This window comes from Streptomyces sp. NPDC048521 (genome assembly GCF_043199855.1).
In the GTDB taxonomy this organism is placed as follows: domain Bacteria; phylum Actinomycetota; class Actinomycetes; order Streptomycetales; family Streptomycetaceae; genus Streptomyces.
The window spans coordinates 205,779-221,079 of record NZ_JBICWR010000011.1 but is presented as its reverse complement, the minus strand read 5'-3'; the positions used below and the strand labels follow the sequence as shown (position 1 = coordinate 221,079).

The following is a 15,301-nucleotide window of genomic DNA, read 5'->3' as shown; positions in this document are numbered from 1 at the left end:
GCATGTCGGGACTACGCCGGAGTTTCCGCGTGGCCCGCGTTCAATCCTCAACTCCCGTCACCGAACCGGGCGGAGCCGTCCGGTCGCGGCGCGGACGTGACGCGCCGGCGTAGCGGTGATGGAGATGGCGCAAAGAGCCCGGCTCCCGGGAGTCGGTACGGGGTCCGCTGCGCCGGCATGCCTCTGCGGGCCGTTCACCCGGATCAGGTGAGACGGTGGTGCCGCCGCACGCCCGCCAGGCGGAGCGCCGGCGCTCCGGCGGCGTAGCGTCCGGGTCCCCGTACACCCCCACACGAAACAACCACGCACCGATCGATCAGCTGATGAAAAACGCACTAGTCACCGTGGTCGTCCTGCAGCATGCGGCGACGTTCTTGTTCGCGCTTGGAATAGGCGGCTGCCCGGATCGCGTCGTCGCTCTCCAAGCCCGATCCCAGCGCGCCGCCCACCGTGGCGACCGAAGCGACGAACCAGGACAACGTCCAGTAGTCCGTGGCGTGCAGCGGAGTCCGTGTCATGGAGGCGAACACCCGGTCGTTGAGGATGAACAGCGCCCACACCAAGTTGATGACTACCAAACCCACGTAGCAGACGAGCACCCCGATACCCACGGTCACGACCGTCGAGGCGTTGTAGAGCCTCGCCCTCAGCCTCGCTTCCCGTGCAACCCCTGTCGAGCGATCCCACAGCTGCGCGTCCACGATCAGCCAGCCGATCATGATCCCGACGGACCCGACCATGGCGATCACGAGGCGTGGCGCGCTCAGGGCCTCGGCCAGGCTCCAGACGGTGGAGTTCACGGTGGCGACGGCCCCCGTGGCGAGTGCGGCCGCCAGGGCTTTCGACAAGCCCGGCACCAACCGCCACGGCCGGTTGGCGCGCACCATACCGCCGAGCACCCGCAGGTAACCGCGCGGCCCGCTGACGACGTACCGCAGATCAGCGGTCTCCTCCTCATCGATCGGGCCCGGATGAATAGGCGCGAGACGACTGACGAAACGTCCCAGCGGCTGACTCTGCGGGGGTTCCTCAGTCCCAGTGGCTCGCGGACCCGCCAAGCTGAGCACGGCTTCTTCCACCGCCCGCCCGGCCTTTCTCTGAAAACGCAGGGCCCCCAGCGACGGAAGGGACAGCAGCGCCAAGCCGTGTTCATGACTCAGGTCCACGACGAGCTTGCGCCCGTGCGAGTGCAGCGGAAGGTCGGTGAGGGCCACGACGATGTCCCAGTTCTCCGCACTCCCGCGGTCCATGATCCGGCGCGTCAACGTGGGCAGGTCCTCGGTCCCTGAGGTGAAGGGCTCACTGACCACCTCGACGTCGAACCGTCGCCCCTGGCCCGTCTTGTCGGCGAGCCGGGCAGGGAGTGTCCGGGCCACGCGCTGTGCGATCTCCGTCGGCGCGTCCGGATCCGCCAGGAGAGCCACGACCGTAACGCCCTGCGACGACACCCGCATGACCGGACCCTTCTCGTCGGCTGCCCCGGCGATCACCAGGGCCCACAGGATGCCCCCGAGATGACGGCGCCGCCCCGTGACACGCTGGCCCCCGTCGGCAGGCAGACAGGGACAGATCTCCTCCTCTCAGGATCCCAGGCGCCGCCCGCCGCGAGGCCGGGTGGCGTTCGTGTGTGCGCGGCACCGCCCGCGCGCCCACCGGCGCGGTCGCGCCGTCCGATGCGCCGGTTCGAGTCCTCACTCACAGACCGGTATGAGTCGCATGTCACACGTCGTAGGGGTGAACCGAAACGGCGTCGGATCCGCTCCATGTGTGGCAGGGCCTGACCGCCGAGGAGACCGGTCGGGCACCCCCCGCGACACTGCCGCCCATGCTCCGGCTCCGCTGGAAAGGAACCCATGAAGCCTCCACACACGCCCCGGTCGGCGGGGGATCTCCCCAAGAGAGTCCCGGGCAGCGCCAGATCCGTCAGTTCCGGTTCCCGGTCCGGCCAGGACGGCCCCGCGGCAGGCGGCGCGGAGCCGGCCGCGCCGGGCAGCGGTGACCGGACGCCCGGCGCGGCCGGGCGGGGCACCTCCCTGCCCCGGCTCACCCAGATCTCCTCGCTCGGGTCGCGGGGGAACACCGGCCGCGGTACCGGGGCGTCGTCCGCGGCGGCCGACGGCGCGGTGGTCGGCTCCGCCGGAGACGGACCCGGCGACAACTTCGCACGCCGCGCCGACACGGACAGCGGCCCCGCTCCGGACCTGGTCGTATCGCTCGAACCGGCCCGCCGGGGCAAGGGCGACAAGGCCCGGCGCGAGGGACTGCGCGGTGCGCTCGGCGTCGTGGGCGTCGTCGGGCTGCTGGCGGCGGGCGGTGTCCTGCTGACCCTGGGCCTGGTCAACGGTCACGACGGCGCCAAGCGCGACGGGGCCTCGGTGACCGTCGACTCCCGTGGCCGCGGCACCGACGTCATCGACGGGCTCGGCGGTGTGCCGGTGCCCTCGGTGAAGGCGTCCGCGACCGGTCCCGGCAAGAAGGCCGAAGAATCCGGGAAGCCCACGTCCGCCTCGCCCAGCAGCAGTGCGTCGAGCGAGGACTCCGCCTCCCCCGACCAGCGCTCCACCACCCCGGCGAAGGCCACGACCGGGACCACGACGGCCGCTCCGCTCACGGCACCGGGGGTGAACGTGTTCAGCCACGCCTCGCAGCGCTGCATGGACGTCGTGGGCGGCAAGGCCGTGCAGGGCGCGGGCCTGATGATCTGGGACTGCTCGGAATCCGCCTCGCAGCACTGGACGTTCACGGGCGGGACCATGCGGGCGCTCGGCATGTGCGTGCAGCTCGCGAACGGTTCGACCGCCGACGGTACGGACCTCGTACTCGCCTCCTGCGACGGGAATCCGGCGCAGCAGTTCGAGCTGAACGTCCGCCACGACCTGGTCAGCGCTCTCGCCGACAAGTGCACGGACGTCCGGGACAACGGCACGGACGACGGCACCCGGCTTCAGCTGTGGTCCTGCTCCGGCAGCCCCAACCAGAAGTGGTCCTCCTCCTGAGGACCGGCGGACGGCCCGCACGTGAACGGCCCCGCCGCGCGGCGTGACTCGCCGCGCGGCGGGGCCGTTCCATCGGTCGGCGGGTCGGGCGGGCCGCCGGGCGGCCCGCCTCGGGAGAGGGTCAGCCCCTGATGGTGACCAGGGTGCCGGTGCCGTCCTGGTACCCGATGTAGGCGGTGGCAGGAGCGGAGGTGTCCACACCGGACCACGTGCCGGTGACCGAGAAGGGGACGCCCGGCTTGGTCACGGGATGCGTGGGAGACACGCTGAAGGTGCCGGTCGTCGGCGCGTTCGTACCCACCACGTTCGCCTGGAGGGTGAACTTGATGTCGGGCGAGAACGGCGCGCCCTCGTACCAGGACGACATGACGGTCACCGCGTACTTGCCCGGCTTCAGCGTCGTCAGGCTGACGTGCGCCTGGTGCTCGTACTCGCTCAGCTGGCCGCCGTTGAGGGGCGAGCCGTCCTCCCGAAGGGGCACGACCATCAGGTACAGCTTGTCGTCGGGGTTGTCCCCGGTGGCGAAGAACTCGCCGGCCTTGCTTCCCTCGGGCACGGTGAGGACGAAGTCCTGGGCGTTGCCCGTCTCGTTGGACATCTCACCGCGCACCGGGGCGCCCGCCACGGGGGCGTAGGCGGTGAGCGTCAGCTTCTCGGTTCCCGGGGTCACGGAGTACGAGACGCTGCCCGCGCTGCCGCTGCCCTCGACCCGGCCGGGGGCCAGCAGGCTCTGCGGTGTCACGACGATCGGGCTGCGCACCGACACCCGCCCGCCACCGGTCCAGGTCAGGGAGCCCGTGACGGGGACGTCGGAGGCCGCGGTGGTGCGCGTCAGCTTGATGCTGACCTTCGCGCTCTGTCCGGCACGGGTGAAGCGCAGGGTCGAGGGCTTCACCTCGGCCTGGAATCCGGGCAGCTTCACCGAGGCCCGGTACACACCCGGCCTGACCGCGGTCAGCGTGCGGGTGAGGGTGCGCGAACCGAGCAGCTGGTCCACGGAGATGGACGGGTAGTTCAGGTCGCTGGGTGCGACGGGCGCGACGCCGGTCCCGGTGTCGATGCCGAGGCCCTCCTCGTAGGCGAGCCAGTCGCGGTTGGAGGAGTCGTACACCAGGCCGGGGTTGAGCATCGCGGTGGGGTCGACCTCACCGGAACCCTGCGCGTACACGTCGGTGTTGGTGCCGCCCGACGCGGTCTTGGTGTCCACGGCGGTCGTCATCAGGGCCGACTTGACCGCCATCGGGGACCACTTGGGGTGCACGCCGAAGTAGAGGGCCGCGAGACCGGAAACCTGCGGCGCGGCCATCGACGTGCCCGACATGAAGTCGAAGGTGTGCCCCTGGTTGCTGGGCGGGGCGACGGCGGCGAGCACGGCCACACCCGGTGCGGCGAGGTCCGGCTTGATCAGCGCGCCCTTGTTCTGCTGCGAGGGTCCCCTGGAGGAGAACGGGGCGATCTGCGGGTAGGGCGTCCCGGTGGAACCTCCCGGCTCCAGCGAGACGGTGGCGTCCGGCGTCGCCGCGTAGTCGCGGACCGTCGTGGCCGCCGGTCCGTTCAGGTGCACGGTCGGCACCAGGTGGATGTCGCCGTCCGTGTCCTGGTCGCTGGTGTTCACCAGGACCATGCCGACGCCCCCGGCCCGTGCCACCTCGGCGGACTTGCTCACCCGGGTGTTGACCCCCCGGTCGCACACCACGATCTTCCCGGCCGTCTTCGCCGGGTCGAGCGTCCCGTCCTGGCACAGCCCCGCCGCGCTCTCCGTCGCCGAGGCGGCCTTCACGTCGGTGGACAACGCCAGCGGCTTCGGCCCGAGTTCCGCGTCCACGGTGACGCTGGCCCCGACGAAGGTCCGGCCGTCGCCCAGCTTCACCGTGGCCTGCGGGGTCGCCATGGTGCTGGCCGCGACGGTGGTGGTCCACGGGGCGGTGTTGTCCATCCACGAACTCGACGGGCCGTTGTTGCCCGCGGCCGTCGACACGAACACGCCGGCCTGTGTCGCCGCTCGGAAGGCCTGCTGGACGGGCGAGTCGAGCGGGGATTCCAGGAGCGCCCCCGCGGAGTAGTTGATGACGTCGACGCCGTCCGCCACCGCCTGGTTGATCGCCGCGACGATGTCGGAGTCGGCGCCGCCCTTGTCCTTCCACAGCGCCTTGTACACGGCGACCGCGGCGCCCGGTGCCACTCCGGTGATCTTCCCGAAGTCCTTCCCGTCCACGGTCACCTGGACGTTCGCGTTGCCGGCGGCGGTGGACGCGGTGTGGGTGCCGTGGCCCTCGCCGTCCCGCGGTGACACGTAGTCCTCCCGCTGCTCCGGGGGAGTCTCGGCGAGGTAGGCGTCGCCGAAGTACCGGGCGCCGACGAGCTTGGTGTTGCAGACGGCGGCGGTGAACTCCTCACCGGTCTGGCAGACGCCGGTGAAGGTGCCGCCGTCGGCCTTCTTCATCCTGATCACGTCGCCCTTGCGGTACGGGCGGTAGGGGTCCTTGGCCGTGGGGGGCGCGGTGCCCAGCGCGGGGGCGGCGAACGACGCGCTCTCGGGCCAGACGCCGGTGTCGATGACGCCGACCACCACGCCCTTGCCGGACTTCGCGGTGCCGCCGAGCCTCGACCACACACCGTGCGGCCCCGACAGCCCCATGAGGTCGGTCGCCCGGGTGTCGTCCGTCACCTTGTTCCATCCGTCCGGGCTGACCTTGAGGACGCCCGGCCGGCGGCTCAGCCGCGCCGCCTGAGTGGCCGTCAGTTCGGCGGTGAAGCCGTTGGTCACCACCGTATAGCGCCCCCGGACCTTGGCGCCGACCGAGGCGGCGACCTTGCTCTGCCGGTCCCGGAGATAGTCCCGGTAGCGGTGTGCGGCGGTGGTGGAGGTGTCGACCTTCGCGCCCGACGACGGCGCGGTGGCGGCGAGGCCGTCCACGCCGCCCTTGTAGAACGCGACGGGCGCGTCGGAGAGGGTGACGATGTAGCGGCCGGCCGGGAGGTGACCGGTCAGGGGGACGGGGGTCAGCGGGTCACCGGCGGCCTGCGCCGGTGTGCCGGTACAGACGGCGCCCAGGGCGACGGCCAGAGCCGCCGCGGCGCAGGCGAAGGTCTTTCTTCGGAGCGTGGAACTCACACGTTCCTCCACGGGAGTGGGCCGGGGCCGGAGGGTGTCTCCAGCACCTACGGGTGGTGCTGCACGTGCTGGAGTGGGGAGTTGGCGACGGCGGGTGCCGGGCACGGAAGCAACCGCGTCGTCCCAGCGAGAAAGTGAACGCTGTTCCTCGGAGAGGTGTCCAGATACTCTGTTGGCGGGTTTGGACGGATGACCAACCACGCCACGGATGTCACACGCCGATTCGACGGAGGTATGCATAGGTGCTCACGGCCCTGGGCATAGCCGAGTCCGACGAGCGGGTGTACCGGTGCTTTCTGGACCGCGGCCAGGTCACCGTCGCGGACGTCGCCGCGTTTCTGGGGACGCCGGAGCACCATGTCGTGCAGTCCGTCACGCGGCTACGGGAACTCGGGCTGCTCCACGTCACCAGCGGCGGCCACTACCAGGCGACCAACCCCGAGGCCGTGCTGCTCCCCCTGCTGGCCCGGCGGCAGTTCGAGGTGGAGACCGCGCTGGCCTCGGCACGGACGGAGATCGACCGGATCGCCGAACGCTACCGGGAGGGGCGGCTGCGCGCCGATCCGCGCAACCTGGTGGAGGTCCTGTCGGACCGCCGGCTGATCCTGGAGCGGGTCGAGGAACTGAGCAACTCCGCCACCAGCCACATGTGGGCCCTCGACCGGCCGCCCTACGTGGGGCGCTCCGACGGCCGGCTCCACAGCAACGAGGACGAGTTCGACATCACTGCGGCCTGGTTGAAACAAGGCATCGACGTGCGCTCGATCTACTGCCCGCAGTCCATGGAGCGCCCCGGACGGTTCGCCACGCTGCTCAGACTCGCCGAACTGGGCGAGCAGTCCAGGCTGCTGCCGTCCCTGCCGTTCAAACTGCACATCATCGACAAGCGGGTGGCCCTGGTGCCGCTGTCCGGCCCGGTCTACGACGACCTCGTCGTCATCCATCCGTCCGCCATGCTCGACGCCCTGATCGAGCTGTACGAGGCCTACTGGGCCCGCGCCGAACCGATCTGCGGCGCGGCACCCGCCGAGGACGACACCTTCGACTCGGACGACCTCCTTCTCCTCGGCATGCTCAAGGCCGGGCTGAAGGACCAGGCCATAGCCCGCCAGCTGGGGTGCAGCACCCGGACCGCCACCCGCCGCGTCGCCGCCGTCCTGGCCAAGCTGGGCGCCGACACCCGATTCCAGGCCGGCGTCCGGGCCGGTGCCCGCGGACTGGTCTGAGGCGGCACACGTGCTGGCGCGGAGCCATCATGGGAGCATGGACACCTGCTCACACGCCACCTCACGCACCGTGTGGTCCAGCGCGGACGCCGACGCGTCCGACGCGTTCGCCTACTGGTCCGACGTCATCTGTGACACGTTCGTCGGAGTGGCGGTGCGCCCGGGGCCGGACGGGGCCTTCGAGGGGCGGATCGAACACTCCGTCCTGGACGGGATCGGCTTCGCCGAGCTGACCGCGGGCCCCCAGCAGGTGGTCCGAACGCGCCGGCTGATCGGACGCGACCACGAGGACGTCCTCCTCGCCAACATCCAGCTGCGCGGCCACGGCAGGCTGGAGCAGAACGGTCGGGTCGCCCTGCTCGCGCCGGGGACGATGGCCTTCGTCGACAGCGCCCGCCCCTACGCGCTGGACTTCGAGGACGACTTCTCCCAGCTCGTGGTCAAGGTGCCCAGGTCCCGGCTGTCGCATCGCTCGCTCGCCGGGGCGACCGGCGTGGAACTGGGCGCATCGGGCCCCGGCCGGGTCATCGCGGACTTCCTCGTCGGCCTCAACCGTATGCAGGGTCACGATGCCAGGGCGGCGGCCGCACTGCTGCCGCACGCCGTCGACCTGCTGGACACCGGTCTGTCCTGGGCCGCGGGCAGCGCACCGCCGGAGGCGTCGGCCACGGCGCTGACCCGGGAACGAATCCACCGGTTCGTGCGCCGGCACGCCGCCGATCCCCGTCTCGACGCCGCCGCAGTGGCCGCGGGCTGCGGAATCTCCCGGCGCACGATGTACCGCGCGCTGGCCGCGGACGGCGCATCGCTGTCGGAGCTGATCCGCCGGGTGCGGGTGTCACACGCCCAGCGGCTGCTGCTGTCGCGCCCCGAACGCCCTCTCGCCGCCGTGGCCCGCGCGTGCGGATTCGGCGGCGCGGCACAGCTGCACCGGGCGTTCCGGGCCGTCACCGGCATGACACCCGGCGCCTACCGTGACCGGCGGCCGGAAGCGGAGTGACGATGCGGAGAGCTGCCGAGGTACCGTCGGACGGGACGCGATGGCGTCCTCAGTCGGCCTCGGTCCCGCGCTCGGGCATGAACTCCCGGACCACCTCGACGAAGTGAGGCGGCGCCGGCGGCATGGGAGCCTTGACCAGCTGCTTCAGGCCGACGTCGTAGCGCTGTCCCCACTGCGGATCGACGACGTGGTAGCCGTCCTGGCGGAGCTGGTCGACATTGCGCTGGACGGCGGGCTTCAGCCACATCTCGCCGGTCATCACCGGGAAGAACACCACGGGGAAGTCGGCGGCGGCGATCGTCGCGGTCAGCATGTTCGGCACGGCGCCCGTGGCGGTGGCGGAGAGCATGTTGGCGGTGGCCGGCAGAACGGCCATCATGTCGTGCTCCGCCGCGAGGGTCGCCTGGTTCTCGCGGGCCCAGTCGTCCGGCGTCGCGCCCGTGACCACCCGGTCCGCGAACAGGCCGACGGTGTGCGGCGGGAGGAACGTGGCGGCGGTGTGCGTCATCAGGACGGTGACGGTCCCGGTGAACGTGGTGCGCAGCGCGTTGATGTACATAGGGAGCGTGGCGACCGCGGCGGAGCCGGTCGCGCCGATGAGCAGGCGCCCACCGAAGGTGGAGGGGTTGTTGCTGGTCATGTTCCCACGATGGTCCCGCGCGGCGGCCGGAGTGTGACCGCACGCGCCACAACGGCTGACCATCCGTGCCGGTCTGTGTCCCGCGTCGGCGGCGGCAACCTCCCCCGAGCGCCGACCGCGAACCACACACCGGAACCTGCCGTCGACGCCGACGGCAGCGACTTCCCACGAACGCCGGCCGCGGCCCGCACACCGGCGCCCGCACCGGCCGGACGCGTCGTCAGTCGTGCGCGCCCGTCGCGTCGGCCAGCCGGTTGAGCCACTCACACAGCAGACTCAGCTCGGCCGGGCTGAGCGCCCCGGTGCCCTCCTGGCCGAGGGCGGCGAGCAGCGCCATGGCACTGCTCGCGACGGCGGCGCGGGAGACGACCGCGGCGCGGGGGGTGACGTCGGCGCCGTCGTCGCTCTTCGCGGGCGGGAGCGTGAGGGTGTTGATCACCATCTCGCGTGCCGTGTCGGCGGCCCGCGGGTCGTGGACGCCCTCGGGCCGGCTCATCAGCGTCAGGATCGTGCCCACGCCGGCGGAGTGCATGACCTCGGTGGCGCGTTCGACGCTCATCCGCAGGCGCCCGGCCGCGGCGACTCGTGTGATCATGTGCCGCAGGCCGGCGGCGGCCCGCCGTCCGGCCTGCGGCATGTGGCCGGGGCGGACCTGGCCGTAGACGAGCGAGTAGTAGGCCGGGTGCTCGAGTCCGAAGCGGATGTGCAGGTCCCACGCGTCGCGCAGCGCCTGGACCGGGTCGTCGTCGATGAGCAGTTCGGCCTTCACTTCGAGGTAGCGATGGAAACCGTGCTCGGCGACCTCCTCGAGCAGCCCGTCCTTGTCCCCGAAGATCCGGAAGATCGACGGTGTCGGCACGCCGGCACGTGCGGCGACGGCGCGGGTCGACACCGCGTCCAGGCCGCCCTCCTCCAGGAGCCGGGCGGCGGCCAGGACGATCTTCTGCCGCAGCGTCGGCCCTGCCTGTTCCGTTGCCGTCTCCGTGGTCATGAATCGACGATATCAGCCCTGTGAATCACTGATCCCGTCGTCTCGACAGGGGCAACACCCTATGGTCCCGCTGCGGCTCGCGGGCGACGGCTTCGACGTCGCCAAGCAGTTCGACATCACCTACGACCAGCCCGTGGCGGGGATCGGTGAGTACGCCGTACACCTGTGGATGAAGCGGCTGGGCACCACCTCCGCCACCGCGGGCTACCGACGGACCAGGCCTGAGGCGTGACTTCGCCGAGACGGACAGGCCGACGTCGTCGCCTTTCTCGCCGGTCCGGAATCGCGGTGGGTCAGCGGCCAGAACCTCCACGTCAACGGCGGAGTCACCCAGCTCGTGGCGTGACCGGGTACGTGCCGCGACCCGACTCGTCATGCGACCCGGCACATGGTGCGACCCGGCTCATCGCGGTGCGGGCGGGATGCGGCCGGTGCGGGCCGGACCGGCCGCGAGGGTCAGCCCAGGTTCAGCAGTCCGGTGACGGTGACGTGCAGGGTACGGCCCAGCCACTCGGCGAAGTCGACCTTCGTGTCGGCGAGTTCGGGGTGCCGCTGGGCCTCGGCGACAGCCGGTGAGGGGTGGGCGAAGGGCCAGAGCCCGGCCGTGCACACGACGGTCAGGGAGACCAGCTCGCGGGCGGCGGCCGGGGTCAGCGCGGTGATGTGCCGCCGCAGCAGGTCCGCCAGCGTGCCCAGCAACCGGACGTGGGCGAGCTTGAAGTCACGCGCGGACTCGGCGGAGATGTTCCGTTCGAGTTCGGAACCCAGCGCGCTCATGAGGTCGCACAGCAGGGTCCGGCGGGCCAGGGACCGGGCCAGGGCGTCCGTCACGGCCTCCGGCGAGCCGGCACCGGCGGGCGGGAGGTCGGCGGGCAGCTCTTCGATCCACTGCGCGAGGGACCGGTTGAGCAGTTCGAAGAAGACGGCCTCCCTCGTCTCGAAGTACCGCACGACGTTGGTCTTCGACAGCCCGACCCGCCGGCTCAGCTCCCGCAGGCTGATGTCGCTGACGGGCATCTCCGTCAGGAGCTGTGTCGCGGCTTCGAGGATGGCCCGCTTGCGGACCTCGCGCTGCTCGGCGCTGCGCGCGCGCTGAAAGTCCGTCAGCCGGTCGTCTGTCATCGTCGCTTCCCCAGGGAACTCCTCCGCGGCCCGCACCCGGTGCCGCCCGCCGCAACCCTACGCCCCGTCGGGGCGGCCCCGAAGGACGGCCCCGACGGGGTACGCACCTGCTCGCCGCGCCTGCTGGCACGGGTCATACGGACTCGCTCACATGGCGCCACTCGGCGTCCTGGGCGGCGAGCCGGTCGGCCATGTCCTGCGCGACGGCCACGGCGTCCTTGCCCAGCAGCAGGCGCAGCGGCGGCTCCTCGGCCTCCGTGATGTCCAGCAGGACCTGGGAGATACGGCCGGGGTCGCCGGGCTGGTTGCCGTGTGCGCCGCGGATCATCCCGATGGCGCCGCCGACGACACGCTCGTAGGGTGCGCTGACGGGCGGGGTGGCCATGGAGGAGCCGGCCCAGTCGGTGCGCATGCCGCCCGGTTCGGCGACGGTCACCTTGATGCCGAGGGGGGCCACCTCCTTGGCCAGGACCTCGGAGAAGCCGCCGACCGCCCATTTGGCCGCCTGGTAGGCGCCAAGTCCCGGCACGGCCACGCGTCCGCCGACGGAGGAGATCTGGATGATGTGCCCGGCTCCCTGCTCGCGCAGGACCGGCAGGGCGGCGCGGGTGACGTTGACGACGCCGAAGAGGTTGGCGTCGATCTGGGCGCGGAAGGCGTCGTCGGACATGTCCTCGATGGCGGCCATGTCGGCGTAGCCGGCGTTGTTCACCACGACGTCCAGACGGCCGAACGCCTCGACGGCGGCCTGCACGGCCCGTCGCGCGGCGGCGGCGTCGGTCACGTCCAGCGTGACCAGGCGCACGCGCTCGCCGTACTTGTCGGCGAGGACGCCGAGCGCCTCGGTACGCCGGGCGGTGGCCACCACGTTGTGGCCGGCTTCCAGGACGGACTCGGCGAGGGTACGGCCCAGTCCGCGGGAGCTTCCGGTGATCAGCCAGGTCTTGCTCATGGTTGTTGCCTCGGTTTCTGTGGAGGGTGGGGATGGTGGGGAAAAGGTGCCGGGTTCGGACGGGGAAAGCGCCGTCGGCCGCGAGGCGGGCGTCGGCTTCGTCCCGTGGAAGACGCCGGAGGGGTTGATGTCCCCTGGGTGCACTGTCCGGTGCCGGCGTCACCTCTCGGTGTCGTCCGCAAGGGTGTTGAGGGCGCCGTAACGGCCGCCCTTGACGCGCGCGGGGTCGAACAGTGCGCCCAGACGGGCGACGTCGTCGGCGCTGAGCCGCACCGAGGTGGCCGCGAGGTTCGCGCGCACGTAGGCCGGACGCCTGGAGCCCGGGATCGGAACGATGTCGTGGTGCTGGGCCAGCAGCCAGGCCAGGGCGATCTGACCGGGGGTGTCGCCCGTGCTCGCGGCGAACTCGGTCAGCTCGTCGACCAGCCGCCGGTTGTGCTCGAAGTTCTCCCCCTGGAACTTGGGCAGCGTGGAGCGGAAGTCGTCGCGGTCGAACTCGGCGCCCCGGCCGAAGGCTCCGGTGAGCATGCCGCGGCCCAGCGGGCTGTAGGGCACGAGGGTGATGCCCAGGCGGCGGCACTCCGGCAGCACTTCGGCCTCGACGCCGCGCTCCCACAGCGAGTACTCGCTCTGCAGTGCGGCGACGGGGTGGACGGCGTGGGCCCGCCGCAGGATCTGCGGGGTGACCTCGCTCAGGCCGATCGCCCGGACCTTGCCCTCGGCGACCAGGTCGGCCATGGCGCCCACTGTGTCCTCGACCGGGACGGCCGGGTCCAGCCGGTGGTAGTAGTACAGGTCGATCCGGTCCGTGCCGAGCCGCTTCAGGCTGGCCTCGCAGGCGGCCCTCACGTACTCGGGGCGGCCGTCGAAGAAGCTGCGGCCCTCGGGGGTGGGGCGCGCGGAGAACTTGGTCGCCACGACCGCACGGTCCCGGCGGCCCCGCAGCGCACGTCCCAGCAGTCCCTCGTTGTGTCCGAAGCCGGCCACCGGCCGGCCCGGGGTGGCGCTGCCCGCACCGTAGTAGTCCGAGGTGTCGAACAGCTCCACGCCCAGCTCGATCGCGTCCCGGATGGTGGCGACCGAGGCGTCGGGGTCCGCCTCGCCGTAGAACTGCGACATCCCCATCAGCCCCAGGCCGACGGGCCGCACCGAGATACCGGAACCGCCCAGCGGAGTGCGGGCCAGGCGTGCGGTGTCTGCGCCGTCGTGCGCGGGCGCGGGGTCTGCGTTCATCGCCAGGACCACCTTCGTTTCGCGGAGCCGGAGACCCACTGGCCACATAAGAGGCCAGTGGAACCTTATGCCCTCCACCATAAAGGTCCAGTGGTCTCTTGTCGAATCCGGTGAGGGCAGCGAGGAGCGTCACACCTCTGTGATCCCGCGCCCGGGCACAACGAGACACGTGTCGGACCGGCCGACGTATACGCCCAGACGCGGACACAGTGGCCCGAAAGGTCGGCGACCGCCATTTCGGCTTCAACCAGCCGTAGCGAAGGTTTCCCCGAAGAATGCGTGGCGTTTCACCTCGGCCGACGAATGTGCCGAGGTCACTGGAGACCACACACACTCAGGAGGGAACCGCCATGTGCCAGAGCGGAACCTGTGAACACAGTTCGAGCCCGGCCGCGGAGGGCACGGCCGGCATGGGCCGCAGAAGCCTGCTCATGGCGGGCGGGGTGCTCGGCGCGGCCGGCGCGCTCACCCTCGCGCCCGTCCGCTTCGCGGAGGCCGCCGAGGCCGCACCGGCGGGCGTGCCCGCCGACGGCACCGAGGTGACGCGCACCATCACCGGCCATCTCGCGACGGGCGCCGCCGACTTCGTCCACCTGCCGGTGGAGGTGCCGCGCGGCGTCAACCAGATCGCCGTGTCCTACACGTACGACAAGCCGTCGGTGCCGAGCGGCACGCCCGGCAACTCGTGCGACATCGGCATCTTCGACGAGCGCGGCACCGCACTCGGCGGCAAGGGCTTCCGCGGCTGGTCCGGCGGCGCCCGCACCTCCTTCGTCGTCAACAGCGACGCCACGACCCCGGGTTATCTGCCCGGCCCGGTCAACCCCGGCACCTGGCACGTCGTGCTCGGCCCCTACCAGGTGGCCCCCCAGGGCATGAACTACTCGGTGACCGTCACCCTGCGCTACGGCCCCGCGGGCGCCCCCTTCAAGCCGAACTATCCGAGCGAGCGCGCCAAGGGCCGCGGCCGGGCCTGGTACCGCGGCGACTGCCACCTGCACACCGTGCACTCCGACGGCAAACGCCTGCCGTCCGAGGTCGCGGCCGGCGCGCGCGAGGCGGGCCTGGACTTCATCGTCTCCACCGACCACAACACCTCGTCCGCGCACGCGGTCTGGGGCGAGTACGCCGGCCCCGACCTGCTGATCATCAACGGCGAGGAGATCACCACCCGCAACGGCCACTGGCTGGCGCTGGGCCTGGACAACGGCTCGTGGATCGACTGGCGCTACCGCTCGCGCGACGACGCGTTCCCGCGCTTCGCCCGCCAGGTGCGCCGCCAGGGCGGCCTGGTCGTCCCGGCACACCCCTACTGCCCGTACGTGGCGTGCCAGTGGAAGTTCGGCTACGAGGACGCGGACGCCGTCGAGGTGTGGAACGGCCCCTGGACCTACGACGACGAGTCCGCCGTCGACACCTGGGACGCGATGCTCGGCACGGCGATGCGCTCCGGCAAGGACTGGCTGCCCGCCATGGCCAACAGCGACGCGCACAGCGTGCCGCAGGTCATCGGCCTGCCGCAGACAGTCGTGCACGCCGACGACCTGAGCCGGCCGGCGATCCTGGAGGGCATCCGCAGGGGCCGCAGCTACGTCGCCGAGTCCTCCGCCGTCACCGTCGACTTCACCGCGACCGGCGGCGGCCGGTCGGCAGGGATCGCCGGAACGCTGGAGCTGGCCGCCGACACCCCGGTCGACGTACGCCTGGAGGTGTCCGGGGTGCCGAACGGCACGGTGCGGTTCATCACCGACGAGGGCCAGATGCACCAGGAGTCACTGGGCGCCTCCGGCACCGGCACGGTCGTCTGGCGCACCACCACCTCGCTCGCCGCCTACGTGCGCGCCGAGGTCCGCCACCCGAAGGCGGACGGCACCCCCGGCAAGGGCAACACCATGGCCGCGGACCTCCAGTGGGGCCCGATGGCGGCGCTGACCAACCCGATCGTCCTGCGCATCCGGGACTGAACCGCACCGGGCGGCCCGGCCGCGGCCCCGTGCGCCCACACACCCGCACAACCGCGTCCCTC

12 protein-coding genes are annotated in these 15,301 nt (G+C 71.7%); 5 read left to right on the top strand and 7 right to left on the bottom strand.

Annotated elements, in window-relative coordinates; translation table 11 throughout:
- Positions 1 to 335: 335 nt before the first annotated feature.
- Positions 336 to 1,454, bottom strand: a complete 1,119-nt coding sequence (locus tag ACGFRF_RS25360; RefSeq protein ID WP_393743713.1) for a hypothetical protein — start codon at positions 1,452 to 1,454, stop codon at positions 336 to 338.
- A 399-nt stretch (positions 1,455 to 1,853) separates the two neighbouring features.
- Here ACGFRF_RS25360 and ACGFRF_RS25355 point away from each other — a divergent pair, with 399 nt between their 5' ends.
- On the top strand, positions 1,854 to 2,996 hold the full coding sequence (locus ACGFRF_RS25355; protein WP_393743548.1) for a ricin-type beta-trefoil lectin domain protein: 1,143 nt from the start codon (positions 1,854 to 1,856) through the stop codon (positions 2,994 to 2,996).
- 121 nt (positions 2,997 to 3,117) lie between these two features.
- On the opposite strand, the gene ACGFRF_RS25350 is transcribed toward ACGFRF_RS25355, so the two are convergent.
- Complete coding sequence (locus tag ACGFRF_RS25350) at positions 3,118 to 6,111, bottom strand: S8 family peptidase (protein ID WP_393743546.1); 2,994 nt, start codon at positions 6,109 to 6,111, stop codon at positions 3,118 to 3,120.
- 242 nt (positions 6,112 to 6,353) lie between these two features.
- Here ACGFRF_RS25350 and ACGFRF_RS25345 point away from each other — a divergent pair, with 242 nt between their 5' ends.
- The gene (locus tag ACGFRF_RS25345) at positions 6,354 to 7,337 is read left to right on the top strand and encodes a transcriptional regulator (RefSeq protein WP_393743544.1); all 984 of its coding nucleotides are present in this window, start codon (positions 6,354 to 6,356) and stop codon (positions 7,335 to 7,337) included.
- A gap of 37 nt (positions 7,338 to 7,374) precedes the next feature.
- Complete coding sequence (locus ACGFRF_RS25340; protein WP_393743542.1) at positions 7,375 to 8,337, top strand: helix-turn-helix domain-containing protein; 963 nt, start codon at positions 7,375 to 7,377, stop codon at positions 8,335 to 8,337.
- Between the two features lie 49 nt (positions 8,338 to 8,386).
- On the opposite strand, the gene ACGFRF_RS25335 is transcribed toward ACGFRF_RS25340, so the two are convergent.
- Both ACGFRF_RS25335 and ACGFRF_RS25330 read right to left on the bottom strand, forming a co-directional pair.
- Complete coding sequence (locus ACGFRF_RS25335) at positions 8,387 to 8,977, bottom strand: flavoprotein (RefSeq protein ID WP_393743540.1); 591 nt, start codon at positions 8,975 to 8,977, stop codon at positions 8,387 to 8,389.
- A gap of 220 nt (positions 8,978 to 9,197) precedes the next feature.
- On the bottom strand, positions 9,198 to 9,968 hold the full coding sequence (locus ACGFRF_RS25330; RefSeq protein WP_393743538.1) for a TetR/AcrR family transcriptional regulator: 771 nt from the start codon (positions 9,966 to 9,968) through the stop codon (positions 9,198 to 9,200).
- 61 nt (positions 9,969 to 10,029) lie between these two features.
- On the opposite strand from ACGFRF_RS25330, the gene ACGFRF_RS25325 reads away from it, so the two are divergent.
- Positions 10,030 to 10,200, top strand: coding sequence for a hypothetical protein (locus ACGFRF_RS25325; RefSeq protein WP_393743536.1), 171 nt, complete (start codon positions 10,030 to 10,032; stop codon positions 10,198 to 10,200).
- 224 nt (positions 10,201 to 10,424) lie between these two features.
- On the opposite strand, the gene ACGFRF_RS25320 is transcribed toward ACGFRF_RS25325, so the two are convergent.
- The 3 genes from ACGFRF_RS25320 to ACGFRF_RS25310 form a co-directional block, all read right to left on the bottom strand.
- Positions 10,425 to 11,090, bottom strand: a complete 666-nt coding sequence (locus ACGFRF_RS25320) for a TetR family transcriptional regulator (protein ID WP_393743534.1) — start codon at positions 11,088 to 11,090, stop codon at positions 10,425 to 10,427.
- A gap of 133 nt (positions 11,091 to 11,223) precedes the next feature.
- The gene (locus tag ACGFRF_RS25315; protein WP_393743532.1) at positions 11,224 to 12,042 is read right to left on the bottom strand and encodes an oxidoreductase; all 819 of its coding nucleotides are present in this window, start codon (positions 12,040 to 12,042) and stop codon (positions 11,224 to 11,226) included.
- A gap of 159 nt (positions 12,043 to 12,201) precedes the next feature.
- Entirely contained in the window at positions 12,202 to 13,275 is a 1,074-nt protein-coding gene (locus tag ACGFRF_RS25310; RefSeq protein WP_393743531.1) for an aldo/keto reductase, read from the bottom strand.
- A gap of 410 nt (positions 13,276 to 13,685) precedes the next feature.
- On the opposite strand from ACGFRF_RS25310, the gene ACGFRF_RS25305 reads away from it, so the two are divergent.
- Complete coding sequence (locus tag ACGFRF_RS25305) at positions 13,686 to 15,239, top strand: CehA/McbA family metallohydrolase (protein WP_393743529.1); 1,554 nt, start codon at positions 13,686 to 13,688, stop codon at positions 15,237 to 15,239.
- Positions 15,240 to 15,301: the final 62 nt, after the last annotated feature.